Origin of the sequence: Elongatibacter sediminis, from assembly GCF_037892215.1 — a bacterium.
Lineage (GTDB): Bacteria > Pseudomonadota > Gammaproteobacteria > Xanthomonadales > SZUA-36 > Elongatibacter > Elongatibacter sediminis.
Genome location: NZ_JAZHOG010000003.1, coordinates 281,078 through 292,904, shown reverse-complemented (window position 1 = coordinate 292,904; position 11,827 = coordinate 281,078). Strand labels below are relative to the sequence as shown.

12 protein-coding genes are annotated in these 11,827 nt (G+C 62.0%); 8 read left to right on the top strand and 4 right to left on the bottom strand.

Translation table 11 applies throughout. The features are described 5' to 3' along the window. Positions 1-133: 133 nt before the first annotated feature. From V3330_RS06140 to V3330_RS06120, 5 genes are all read left to right on the top strand, one after another. Positions 134-1,654, top strand: a complete 1,521-nt coding sequence (locus tag V3330_RS06140) for a thymidine phosphorylase family protein (protein WP_354694512.1) — start codon at positions 134-136, stop codon at positions 1,652-1,654. Then, positions 1,651-2,571, top strand: coding sequence for a ribose-phosphate pyrophosphokinase (locus V3330_RS06135; protein ID WP_354694511.1), 921 nt, complete (start codon positions 1,651-1,653; stop codon positions 2,569-2,571). The genes V3330_RS06140 and V3330_RS06135 overlap by 4 nt, the downstream gene beginning before the upstream one ends. A gap of 278 nt (positions 2,572-2,849) precedes the next feature. Further along, positions 2,850-3,722 carry an MOSC domain-containing protein gene (locus V3330_RS06130; protein ID WP_354694510.1) on the top strand — a complete coding sequence of 291 codons (873 nt, stop codon included), beginning with the start codon at positions 2,850-2,852 and terminating at the stop codon, positions 3,720-3,722. 131 nt (positions 3,723-3,853) lie between these two features. Beyond that, complete coding sequence (locus V3330_RS06125) at positions 3,854-5,257, top strand: YfcC family protein (RefSeq protein ID WP_354694509.1); 1,404 nt, start codon at positions 3,854-3,856, stop codon at positions 5,255-5,257. Positions 5,258-5,285: 28 nt separating this feature from the next. Then, a complete protein-coding gene (locus V3330_RS06120) occupies positions 5,286-6,068 on the top strand; it encodes a ZIP family metal transporter (RefSeq protein ID WP_354694508.1) in 783 nt (260 codons plus the stop codon). Positions 6,069-6,099: 31 nt separating this feature from the next. On the opposite strand, the gene V3330_RS06115 is transcribed toward V3330_RS06120, so the two are convergent. Both V3330_RS06115 and V3330_RS06110 read right to left on the bottom strand, forming a co-directional pair. After that, a complete protein-coding gene (locus V3330_RS06115) occupies positions 6,100-6,528 on the bottom strand; it encodes a hypothetical protein (protein ID WP_354694507.1) in 429 nt (142 codons plus the stop codon). 4 nt (positions 6,529-6,532) lie between these two features. After that, positions 6,533-7,228: a TerB family tellurite resistance protein gene (locus tag V3330_RS06110; RefSeq protein WP_354694506.1), complete on the bottom strand. Its 696-nt coding sequence runs from the start codon at positions 7,226-7,228 to the stop codon at positions 6,533-6,535. Between the two features lie 271 nt (positions 7,229-7,499). Between V3330_RS06110 and V3330_RS06105 the strand changes: the two genes are divergently transcribed. From V3330_RS06105 to V3330_RS06095, 3 genes are all read left to right on the top strand, one after another. Continuing rightward, positions 7,500-8,156: a BON domain-containing protein gene (locus tag V3330_RS06105; protein WP_354694505.1), complete on the top strand. Its 657-nt coding sequence runs from the start codon at positions 7,500-7,502 to the stop codon at positions 8,154-8,156. A gap of 86 nt (positions 8,157-8,242) precedes the next feature. Beyond that, entirely contained in the window at positions 8,243-8,416 is a 174-nt protein-coding gene (locus V3330_RS06100; RefSeq protein ID WP_354694504.1) for a DUF1328 family protein, read from the top strand. Between the two features lie 27 nt (positions 8,417-8,443). Continuing rightward, positions 8,444-8,599: an entericidin A/B family lipoprotein gene (locus tag V3330_RS06095; protein ID WP_354694503.1), complete on the top strand. Its 156-nt coding sequence runs from the start codon at positions 8,444-8,446 to the stop codon at positions 8,597-8,599. Positions 8,600-8,666: 67 nt separating this feature from the next. Here V3330_RS06095 and V3330_RS06090 read toward each other — a convergent pair whose 3' ends face one another. Beyond that, positions 8,667-10,094: a serine hydrolase domain-containing protein gene (locus V3330_RS06090; RefSeq protein WP_354694502.1), complete on the bottom strand. Its 1,428-nt coding sequence runs from the start codon at positions 10,092-10,094 to the stop codon at positions 8,667-8,669. 356 nt (positions 10,095-10,450) lie between these two features. Then, a complete protein-coding gene (locus V3330_RS06085) occupies positions 10,451-11,821 on the bottom strand; it encodes a hypothetical protein (RefSeq protein WP_354694501.1) in 1,371 nt (456 codons plus the stop codon). Positions 11,822-11,827 lie beyond the last annotated feature (6 nt).

Here is an 11,827-nt window from a genome sequence, read left to right as displayed (position 1 = left end):
CGATGGCGGGTACAGCCGCCATGTACACTCAGTTGACGCAGATCAGGATTTGCCGCCATCGTCGCACCAGGCATGCCATATCCCTTGAATCCGGACTCGACGAACCGAAGATGTCCGTGGAGTAGGATTGCCCATGCCAACTAACGAACATTCTCAGTCCACCGTTCTCGTGGCGCGTCATTTCGACATCGACACGCGCCAGGAACCCGTGATTTTCCTGCGCCGCGATTCCGCGGTGGCTCGATCCGAGGGCTTCGAGGCCTTGTCACGGGTCAACGTCGCATCGAAACACCGTTCCATCATCGCCACCCTGGTCATTGTCGGCGAGGATCTGTTGCAACCCGGCCATGCCGGCCTGTCGGATGCGGCACGGCACCTGCTCGACAGTCACGAAGGCGACGAACTGGTCCTTTCCTACCCCCGCCCAGTGAAGTCATTGTCGTATCTGCGGTCCAAGATCTACGGAAATCCCCTGTCGGCGCAGGCATTCCAGGCCATCATGCGGGACATCGTCGACGGCCGGTACATGGACGTGCATCTGTCGGCATTCATCACTGCGTGCGCGAACGGCCGCTTGAGTGGCGATGAAATTTCGCTGCTCACCGAGGCCATGGTCGATGCCGGCGAACGGCTGCACTGGCCAGGCACGCCGATCGTCGACAAGCACTGTATTGGCGGCCTGCCGGGGAATCGCACCACACCCGTTGTTGTGGCCATCGCGGTCGCCCGGGGTCTGACCATGCCGAAAACCTCCTCACGTGCGATTACTTCGCCATCGGGCACGGCTGACACGATGGAGACCCTGGCGCCAGTGGACCTGGACCTGGCCACGATGCGCCGTGTGGTCGAGAGGGAGGGTGGCTGTATCGCCTGGGGCGGATCCGTCAGCCTGAGTCCGGCCGACGACATTCTGATTCGCGTGGAACGTGCGCTCAACATTGACAGTGAAGGCCAACTCATCGCTTCGGTACTGTCGAAGAAAATCGCGGCCGGATCGACTCACGTGGTCATCGATATTCCAGTCGGCCCCACAGCCAAGGTCCGGGACCCGGCAGCGGCCGATGCCCTGGCGGCACAATTGAAAGCGGTCGGACATCAACTGGGGCTGGAAATATGCATCGCCGTGTCCGACGGCTCGCAACCCGTCGGTCGCGGCATTGGACCCGCACTCGAAGCCCGCGATGTACTCGCCGTCCTGCAGAATCAGGCAGGTGCACCCGCCGACTTGCGGCAACGATCGTTGGAATTGGCCGGACTGCTGCTCGAAACCGCCGGTGTGGCTGATCCGGGGCTCGGCTTCGAAGCTGCGGAGCGCACACTCGACGACGGTTCGGCCTGGAGCCGGTTCCAGGCCATTTGCGAGGCGCAGGGCGGCCTCAGCGAGCCACCACGTGCAAACTATCGCTACGATGTGTTCGCCGAGCACGAAGGCACGGTGTCGGGCATTGACAACAGAGTTCTGGCGCGCGTGGCGAAACTCGCCGGCGCACCCAACGACAAGGCCGCCGGCCTGGAAATGAATGTACGCCTGGGGAATCGAGTCAATGCGGGCGACCTGCTGATGGTCGTGCATGCCGAAAGCCCCGGAGAACTCGATTATTCACTCCACTACATGAAGTCACATCGAAACCCCATCGAGATTACACAACCATGAATCGGCCACTGCTATTCAATCTGGGTATCGAAGAAGACCTGTTCCATTCCGTGGCGGCCGGACTGGACGGAGAAATCGGTGACGTCGATGTACGCCGCTTCCCGGATGGCGAAACCTATATTCGTTTCAACGTCGAGTGCGCGCAAAGACCCACCATCCTCGCCTGCTCCCTGGACCGGCCGGACCCCAAGACGTTACCCCTCCTGTTTGCAGCCGATACTCTGAGGGACCTCGGTGCCGCCAACATCGGTCTGGTTGCGCCGTACCTGGCGTACATGCGTCAGGACAAGCGCTTTCACGCGGGTGAAGGCATTACCTCCCGTTACTATGCCGCCCTGCTGTCGCGCACCTTCGACTGGCTGGTTACGGTAGACCCCCACCTGCACCGGTTTCACGAAATGGGGCAGATTTATTCCATCCCCGCCCGGGTGGCGCACGCGGCACCCGGCGTCGCCCACTGGATTCGCGATCACGTGGCCTCGCCGGTGCTCATCGGACCCGACAGCGAAAGCCGCCAGTGGGTCGATGATGTGGCCGGACGCGCGGGTGCTCCATTCGTGGTGCTTTCGAAACAGCGGCGGGGCGACCGTACCGTGGAAATCTCGATTCCGGATATCGAGCGTTATTCGGACGCAACCCCTGTGCTCGTCGACGACATCATCTCCACCGGCCAGACAATGGCCGCGACAATCCACCACCTGAACCAGTTGGGTACCGCACCGCCGGTCTGTGTCGGTGTACACGCCATTTTCGCCGAAGGCGCCGAACAGGCGCTGGCCCCGGCCGCAACCATCGCAACCTGCAACACGGTCTCCCACCCTTCGAATCAAATAGACGTCACCGAACCCATCCTCGAAGCCATACAAACCCTCAATTATGGGGTCAGAGTAAAGGGACAGAGTAAAGGGCCAGAGTAAAGGCGGCGGCAAGCCACGGTACTTCCACGCTACCGCCAAAGGGGAGTTTCAACCGCCCCTGGAAGAACCCCGAGCTCCCCCCTGGCCATAACGCCGCGTCTTTGAAACTGCACTGCACCCTGGTCTCTCCACGTTACGCTTTTGCGCTGACCCACGTTATTGTTCGTAACATTTACTCTGTCCCTTTACTCTGACCCCATGGATTGTGGGCTTGCGCGGGGATGGGGCTCGTGCCTAACATGCCGCATTCCCGCGGCGATCGAGCAGACGAAATCCTCATGCCCCAGGCCACGATCACGGCGCTGAACATTTATCCCGTCAAGTCGATGAAAGGAATTTCGCTGGGGCGGGCGGAATTGGATTCACGCGGCCTGGAACTCGACCGCCGCTGGATGGTGATACGGGAGGACGGACGCTTCGTCACACAGCGGGAAATGCATCGCCTGGCGCTGATCACACCCACGCTCAACGGCAATCGTCTCACGCTCGGCATGGACGGTCAGGATTCAATCCACGTCCCCGACCGGCCGGAAGGCCAACCGCTGCAGACCCGGGTATGGCAGGACGAGTGCACGGTGTTCAGTTGCGGCTCCACGGTGTCGGACTGGCTGACCGATGCACTGCAAAGCAGGAGCAGGCTGCACCTCGTCAGCATGGCGCCGGATTACGCCCGCAGACTTGCGAAATCCAACCTGCTGGGCAGCCAGACAACGACCGTATTCGCCGATTCAGCCCCGTTTCTGGTGACCAACCAAGCATCCTTGGACGCACTCAATCGTGAACTCTGCGAACGAGCACTCCAGCCCGTGCCAATGGACCGGTTCCGACCCAACATCGTCATCAGCGGCATTGGCGCCTTCGTCGAGCACGAGGTGGCCGCCCTGTCCCATCCGTCATTTCGCTTCTCCTTCCGCTTTCCGTGCGAACGCTGTGTGATTCCGACCATTGATCAGGGCACCGCCGAGCGCGACGCCGACATGCAGCCATTCAAGACCCTGGCGGAGATCAATCCTGTGCGCGGCAAGCCCCGCGCTCCGGCCTTCGGCGAGAATGCCGTGTTGGAAGCCGCCGACGGCACCACTATCACGGTTGGTGATGCTCTGGAAGTCTGCTTTCGCGAGACCGCTTCCGCGGCCTGCACGGCCGGCTGAACCCGCGAGCGCCGGGCCTGCCCGGACCTCAGCCGGGCGATGCGTGTGAAGCGGAAACCCGCATCCACGCCGCCCGCATCCGGGTCAACGACGCTGTAAACTGGCGCGAACAGAAAAACCGGAGCTAGCCCATGCCCAAGCGCCGCTGGTCCATCGACTCGCTGGTCCTGATCTTTTCCATCGTCGTTCTGGCCCAGGTGCTGGTGTACCTGGTGCCGCAGGGCAGTTTCGAACGTCAGCCGTATCCGGACAACCCGAACCGGGAGATGGTCGTAGCCGACACCTACGCCCCGGCTGCGGAATCCAAACAGGTGACCATCGCGCCGTGGTATTTCCTGCAGGCGATCCCCAAGGGCCTCAGCGCCGCGCACGACATCATTTTCCTGGTGTTCATCGCCGGTGGCGTGATCGCACTGCTGCGCCGCAGCGGCGCCATCGACGCCGCCCTGCACAAAGCCGTCACGCATCTGGGAGGCAGCCCGTGGATCCTGATCGCCGGCTGCCTGGTGCTGTTCAGCCTGGGCGCCTACACCATCGGGATGGGTGAGGAGTACGTGCCGCTGGTGCCGATCATCGTCACCATGTGCCTGGCCATGCGGATGGATGCCATCGTCGCCATGGCCCTGGTCTGGGTGCCTTACGGCATCGGCTGGGCGACAGCCGGCATCAATCCCTTCGGTGTGATCATCGCGCAGAACATCGCCGGCGTGCCGCTGACCTCCGGCTGGGCCGTGCGCGCCGTCATGATGGCGGCATTCCTGGCCGTGGCCTTCCACCACATTCACCGTTACGCCCGGCGCGTACAGGATGATCCCGAGGCCAGTCTGGTGGCGCATATCGATTACAGCGAGGGGTTCGAGTTACCGAAAGACCTCGCTTTCGACCCGCGGCGCATTGCCATCATCGCGGTGTTCGTCGGCGCCATTACCCTGTTCGTATGGGGTGTCAGCCGTTACGGCTGGTACATCAATGAATTGAACGCGGTGTTTCTGGGCGTTGGCCTGATCACCGTGCTGATCGCCCGCATCGGAGCCGTCGAAGCCAGCCGGACCTTCATCGAGGGCTGTGCTGAAATGACCGGCGCCGCACTGCTGATCGGCGTCGCCCGCTCCATCGAGGTCGTGCTGTCGGACGGTCAGATCATCGACACCGTCATCAATGCCATTGCCGGGCCGCTGACCCTGCTCGGCGCGGAGGCTTCGGTCATCGGCATGCTCGTGGTGCAAACCGTGTGTAATTTCTTCATCCCGTCCGGCAGCGGGCAGGCATTCGTGACCATGCCCATCATGTCTCCCTTAGCCACTCTGACCGACGTGCCGCAGCAATCTGCGGTGCTTGCCTACCAGTTCGGGGATGGCTTCACCAACATGGTCATTCCGACCAGCGCGCTGGTCATGGGCGCATTGGCCCTCGGCCGCATTCCCTACGGCGCCTGGGTGCGTTTCATCACGCCCTTGCTCCTGAAGATATTCGCGCTGGCGGCGTTATTCCTGGTGCTCAGCCTGCATTTTCCGGCCGGGCTGGGTTTCGAATGATCGTCAGTCGCGGCGGGATCACACCCGAATGACTTCCGCCGAGATCATCCGGCTCGGCTTCATCGCCAGTCTGGGTGCGGGTCTGTTTACCGGAGTCGGCGCGCTGGGAGTCTTCTTTATCCGCCGGCTGTCCGCCAGGCTGGAGGACGGCATGCTCAGTTTTGCCGCCGGCGTTATGCTGGCTGCGACGTTTTTTTCGCTGATACTGCCGGGCATCGAATTCGGCACCGCGCAAACGGACTCCGAACCCGCTGGCGTGGCGGTTGTCATCGCCGGCCTGCTGTTTGGCTCGGGCGCGCTATTCGTGATCCACCGTCACGTGCCCCACGAACACTTCGTCAGCGGCCGGGAGGGACCCGAGGCCGCGGCGTTCTCACGCATTTGGCTGTTCGTGATCGCGATTACCCTGCATAACTTTCCCGAAGGCATGGCCGTAGGCGTCGGCTTCGCGGATGGCGACATCGCCAACGGAATGCCGTTGGCGACGGGTATCGGCCTGCAGAACATTCCAGAAGGGCTGGCGGTTGCCGTGGCCCTGATGTCGGTGGGTTACGGCCGGCTGACCGCCTTTGCATTGTCACTGCTCACCGGGCTCGCCGAGCCGCTGGGCGGGATTTTTGGAGCCGCAGCGGTCAGCCTGGCGGCGCCACTGATGGCGGGCACACTGGGATTCGCGGCCGGCGCCATGCTATTCATCATCAGTGACGAAATCATTCCCGAAACCCATGCACGCGGCTCCGAAAACCTGGCGACTTTCTCACTGCTCGGCGGTTTTGCCCTGATGATGTTTCTGGACGCGGCGCTGGGCTGACCCGAAGCACCATGACACCCTGCGGCGCGGATCAGTACAGGTACAGATAGCCGGCCACCAGACCGGCAATCAGCAGAAGACTCGAAATCGCGAGCAGTTCCGGCGCCATCCGCCATCCGGCACGGGCCGAGTGAACAGCCTGCCGCGCGGCTTCGGCTTCCGCCTCGCGCTGCGCGTTCTGCTCCGCCACGCGCCGGTCATGTGCCTGCAATTGCAGCCAGCGCGAGTGGTTGGGGAAATTTTTGCGGAACCATTCATTGTTGTTGGGCAGACCCAACCGGAACCGGAGCTCCGCAATCTCGTTCAGCGTCGTGCGCACCCGGTCATAACCGGCACGCTTGTCCGGATCCAGCAGAATCGCAGTGAAATCCTGCATTTCCGGCTGGCTTGCGGCGGCGGCGGCAATCCGGTCGGACTCGGCATCCGGTTCGACACTCAATGCGGTGTATAAGTCTTTCATAGGGTTACCCCTTCAGTAAATCATAGGCTTCCCTGAGTTTTCGCGATCGCTTCCTGGCGGTCGTCACGGCATCCGGGCCGCTGGCTTCAACACGTTTGGCCAACAGCATACCCGAGAGCTTGCGGTAGGCACTTTCTATTTCGGACATCGAAGCGTCCCGTTCCACGCCGAGCATTGCCCGCGCTTCGTTGAGACTCATTCCGTCGGAGCCGTTGGACTCCGTTTGCGACCCGAGTTCGGGGTTTTCCTCCCACCACTCCGGATCGGCCGGATCGCCCGGCTCGCAGAGGTCGACTCCGCTGATAATCTTGAACCGGCGTTCCAGTATATCCTCCCCCAAGTGTAGTGCATCCGCGAAAAATCGCAGAATGTAGTTCTCCGTCACGGCGACCCTGTGGTCGGACATCGCCATCGTGATGGCCAGATCCAGGAAAGCGACCCGCAGTTCACGGCTTTCCTCCGCCAGGAACCGGATTGCCGACTCCAGTGGCCTGAGCTCACCGCTGCGAATGATCGCCAACAGGTCGTCCGCGTTCTCGCCATCCGGCCCGGGAAACTGCTCCGCGACGAAATCGAGTTCGGGAACTTCGACGTCGCCGTCACTCTCGGCGACCCACAACAACAACAACTGAACGTTGCGCGCCAACTGCGCGCGGTGGGCTTTCGAGGTTCCCCCAAGCGTTGAACTTCCAATGGACACGAAGACTCCTGGGCGCGAATCGGCTTGTCGCGCACCCCTTGATACTACTAATAAACTCCACTATGAGTCACAGGTCAAGTCAATCGCCTGCCGTCATCCCTGAGCGCTCCGGGTGCTGCCCGGTGTAAATACTACAAACTCGCCTCCCAGTTTTTCCGTATTGCCGCACCACGCCAGACCCCATAGCCGCTCAAAGCGCCTTGCGAAGCGGTTGGCGGGTTTCGGCATGATTGTTGCGTCACTTCTGGCGTCCCCAAAAACAGGAGGAACCATGAATAAACGGATACGAACTCCCATTCTTTCTTCGCGCAAACCAATTGCCGCCGCGGCAGCCATGATGCTGGTGATCAGCCCGGCATTTGCCGGTGGCGACAAGGCAGGTGACGGCAAGTCGGAGATGAAATCGGAGTCCCGGCAGATGTCACAGGTAGCTGAGGATGCCTGGCTCGACGGCAAGCTCGAATCGGCATTGCTATTCAATGAGCACCTGAACTCCTTCGACATCGATACCGAAGTCCGTCACGGTACCGCCTACCTGAAGGGTGCGGTTGAATCCGAAATCGACCGGGAACTGGCCGGCGAAGTGGCCAAATCGGTTGCGGGCATCCAGGAAGTCGAGAACGAGCTTTCGGTAGACCGCAAGGCGGCCGAAGCGGCAGCGGATTCCGACTCCTACCAGGAGAAATCGGAATGGCGACAGGCCGTGGCCAATGCCACCCTGACCGCCACCGTGAAGTCCCGGCTGCTGATTAACGAGCACACCAGCGGTCTGGACATCAATGTCGACTCCTCGAACGGCGTTGTCACGCTGTCGGGCACGGTGGACTCCGAAGAGGAGGCCGAACTGGCCGCGCAGATTGCAGACAATGTCAGCGACACACGCGACGTGAACAATCGGCTTGAAGTGTCCGAGACACAGCAAAGCTGATCTGTAACGCACGAACGGGACTCGCCCCGCTGCGGCGGGGCGTACCCCTCCGCTACCGAGTCTATTCACCTCAAGGAGATCTGATCATGTTGAGTTGGGCAATTGCATTCTTCGTACTGGCCTTGCTGGCCGCACTTTTTGGTTTCACCGGTATCGCCGGTGCTGCGGCGGGCATCGCCAAGATCCTTTTCTTCGTGTTCCTGGTGCTGCTGGTCATCAGCGCACTGGCCCACGCCTTGCGCGGCAGGCCTCCGGTCTGACGGCGCGTAACCCATGGAGCATTGGTCATGAATAGAATCATTGCGTTAATCGCCCTGCTGCTATCAATGATGCTCAACGTCACAGCCTGTAACACCACTCGCGGTGTCGGACAGGACATTGAAGCGGCGGGCGACGCCATTGAAGATGCGGCCGACGAAGCCGAAGAAGAAATAGAAGATTGAACCGGCTTCGACTCCCGCCCTGCGCCCCGGGGTGCCCTTGGCGCCCCGGGGTTTTTTCCGGCCGTGCTCAGTCCGCGGGCGGCGGAAAGGCCTTGAGCACCTCCCGTGTCAGATCCCAGGGATTGAAACCCTGTTTGCCGTAATCCAGCCCGCGGCGAACGATGACGGCGTCGCGGGATGGCACGATGATGGCGAACTGACCACGGTTACCGGCCGTCGTGTAGGCATCGGCCGGCACATCGCTCCTGCCATCCGGCACGAGCCAGAACTGGCCCCCGTATTCGGTCCCCGAATCCAGCGTGGCCGGCGCCGGTGTGCGCACGAACTCGATCCATTCCTCGGAAATCAGTCGCTCGCCGTTCCACACGCCATTTTTCAGATACAGCAGGCCGAAGCGTGCCAGGTCACGCGCATTGGTGTACACCTGACTGCTGAAAATGAAATCTCCGAAACGGTCGGTGCTGACCAGTGTGTTGCGCATGCCGATTCGGTCGAGCAGCGCGCGCCGCGGGAATTCACGATAGGTCTTCTCGTCGCCCAGAGCCTGTTTCATCGCGTAAACAGCCACCAGGGTGTCGTAGTTCTCATAGTCCCAGAATGTGCCGGGCTCACGGATGAGACCGCGGCGGCGCGCACCGGCCGCCGAACTGGCACCAGCCCAGTAGGCCAGCCCGGAACCCGTCGCGTACTCCAAATCGAAGCTGTCAACCGGGTACAGGCCGCTGGACATGTTCAGCACGTGCCGCAGGGTAATGGCCTGTCTCGGATCGGAAGCCGGATGGTCGACGGCGGGCAGCCAGTCGATGTCGAGTGAGTCATCCAGCCGCAGCCGGCCCTGATCCACCAGCATGCCAATCAAGGTGACCGCGATGCTTTTCGCCGTGGACCAGGTGCGGGTACGGGTGCTGCGATCAAAGCCTTCGGCGTATCGCTCGTGGACGATGTCCTCACCGCGCAGCACGATCAGACTGACGGTCACCTGTTCGGCCGATTCCCGTTTGAAAGCCCAATCCGAGGCCGCATTCAGGGCTGCGGCGTCGATGCCATCGAGTACGGGCGGACCGGTCCGGTCGCCATCCGGCCAGTCGATCGCAGCCGGGTCACCTGCCGGTGGCGACATCTTCAATTCCGGAAGACCCCCGATATCGTCCGGTGTCTGATGCGGCGCCATGACCACGCAGCCGACCCCGGTCCGGAATACGGCACGGATGCGAGCCTCGTCGCTCCCCACACCGACCATGCGCCGTTCGGAATCGATCGTGTAGTCACCGCCGGCCGCGGTACCCACCGTTCCGCCGACGCGCTCCATGTACGCCAGTTCCTGATCGAACACCTGCTCCAGCGAGCGCCCGGACGTGAACAGCCCATTGCACATCAGCACCGCCTGCACGCCGTTTCGAATCAGTGTCCGGTTGGCCTCGAAGTAATCGAAGTCCTCGCTGGCCGCGCCGGCCGGCGGCGGCAACATCAGGGCCGCAAACAACAGAGCAGACATCCAAACTGTTTCGGTTCGAGCGCGTACGTGCATGATTGATTCCCGGATGGGTGGCGAATGGCAGAGCGCAGTATACGAAACCCGGGGCAGGACAGTCTCACGGCAGCCACGACACCGTGCGCACGACATCCAAGCCGCAATCCGCGCGGGAGGCGAGCCCAGCACGGCTTTCAGGTCGAACTCAAAAGCACGCCGATACGGCCTTCGCCAGATTCCGCGCGGTGGCAATGGACATCATGCTGTTGGTGTTGCCGTTCATGTTGCTGACCCGGCCCTGGATGGGGATACCGCTGCAGGCCGAACAAAAAAAACCGGCGCCATTGCGGCGCCGGACATGGGGTGGAGGAGTGCTCCGATTAAAGCGACTTCAGGTACTCGATCAAATCCGATTTCTGCTGTGATGTCAGGTCGAGGACGAACTGCTGGTCGTAGTGCGCCACGACATCGTCCAGCGTCGCGAACCGGCCATCGTGGTAGTAACCACGTTTGCCACGGGTCCACAATCCTTTCAACGGCGCGGTGCGGTAGCGGTCTTCCGGCCCGCGCTCGGCCTGAAAGGCATCGATACCCATTTCCTCTGGCGTATGCATGTTCCAGCCGGGCTCGGTGAACAACGGAGGCACATGACAGCGTGCGCAATCGGCCTCGTTGTTGAACACCAGTTCACCGCGATCCGCGGCCCGGCGGTCGAACGAACCCACCGGGGGCCGCGGGGCCGGTATCGACAGTTGGTACAGTTGCAGATCGGCCAGCTTCGGCGTGACCAGATCCACGTCGGGCCGGGTATCGCCGGCGCCGCTGGCTGCGGCGATGGGGAATCTCTCCGCATCGTCGAGCCGCGGGTCGTAAAGCGTGCCCTTCCCACCCATCTCCAGGGTCGCGACGAATGCGTTCCAATGCGTGACCGAGCCCCAACCCGTCCAGGTGTGCATATTCACACCGGCCAGGCCGAAAGCAGGTGGGATCAGCACCGCGGCCGAACCACCGTCCGGACGAAATGCCTTGCCGTCGAGCAACAAAGAGGCGTCGAACTTGCCGGGACCCCAGCTTTGCAGCACGGTCCTGGCGGTTGCATCATCGACGCCCAGCAGGTCGGTGAGCGCGGACAGGTCCGGCGCCAGGGAAAGAATCAGACCCGGATCGAGGTCCGCGTTGGCCCAACCATCGAGCCGCTTGCCAATGCCCGGAGCGAACGAATCATCCACTGTGCTGTGGCAGAGCGCGCAGGTAACACCCAGCGATTCAAGACGACCATCCGAGGTGACCGAGCCCTGCAGCCCGACCACGGCGTTCAGTTGCAGCAGGGCCAGGGTCGTCGCCGGATCCTCGAGATCGACTTCCCCTTTGCCCAATGCCACCTTGAGCGGTTGAGGCAGGGCCTCACTGTCGACCTTCAGACCGACCGCCAATGCGGTCGCCGGGCTGACGCCAGGGCCGACCCCGCCGTTGGCCTCACCGGCCACGGCTTCATTGAGACGCAAGGTATCGGTCCAGAATGATTCATCACCGAATGTATCGAAGCGAAAGGTTTCCTGGCCGCGCTCGATCTGGCCCAGAATGGGAAACAATCCGCCAATGGCACTGGTGCCACGCAGACCGAACACGGCCTCTGGCGCCGAATTTTTCTTCGGGCCGCTGGCCGCCAGAGCCGAAGCGACAGCAAACACCGCCGCAGAAAAAATCGCAACCGCGACCAGAACGCGGCGAAAGTACGTACTCGAACGCATGGGTTT

What these genes read in the sequence shown, in the direction of transcription:
- V3330_RS06135 (WP_354694511.1), top strand. Translation starts at nt 1,651, where the DNA reads ATGAATCGGCCACTGCTATTCAATCTGGGTATCGAAGAAGACCTGTTC.
- V3330_RS06085 (WP_354694501.1), bottom strand. Translation starts at nt 11,821, where the DNA reads ATGCGTTCGAGTACGTACTTTCGCCGCGTTCTGGTCGCGGTTGCGATT.
- V3330_RS06090 (WP_354694502.1), bottom strand. Translation starts at nt 10,094, where the DNA reads ATGTCTGCTCTGTTGTTTGCGGCCCTGATGTTGCCGCCGCCGGCCGGC.
- V3330_RS06095 (WP_354694503.1), top strand. Translation starts at nt 8,444, where the DNA reads ATGAATAGAATCATTGCGTTAATCGCCCTGCTGCTATCAATGATGCTC.
- V3330_RS06105 (WP_354694505.1), top strand. Translation starts at nt 7,500, where the DNA reads ATGAATAAACGGATACGAACTCCCATTCTTTCTTCGCGCAAACCAATT.
- V3330_RS06140 (WP_354694512.1), top strand. Translation starts at nt 134, where the DNA reads ATGCCAACTAACGAACATTCTCAGTCCACCGTTCTCGTGGCGCGTCAT.
- V3330_RS06125 (WP_354694509.1), top strand. Translation starts at nt 3,854, where the DNA reads ATGCCCAAGCGCCGCTGGTCCATCGACTCGCTGGTCCTGATCTTTTCC.
- V3330_RS06115 (WP_354694507.1), bottom strand. Translation starts at nt 6,528, where the DNA reads ATGAAAGACTTATACACCGCATTGAGTGTCGAACCGGATGCCGAGTCC.
- V3330_RS06100 (WP_354694504.1), top strand. Translation starts at nt 8,243, where the DNA reads ATGTTGAGTTGGGCAATTGCATTCTTCGTACTGGCCTTGCTGGCCGCA.
- V3330_RS06120 (WP_354694508.1), top strand. Translation starts at nt 5,286, where the DNA reads ATGACTTCCGCCGAGATCATCCGGCTCGGCTTCATCGCCAGTCTGGGT.
- V3330_RS06130 (WP_354694510.1), top strand. Translation starts at nt 2,850, where the DNA reads ATGCCCCAGGCCACGATCACGGCGCTGAACATTTATCCCGTCAAGTCG.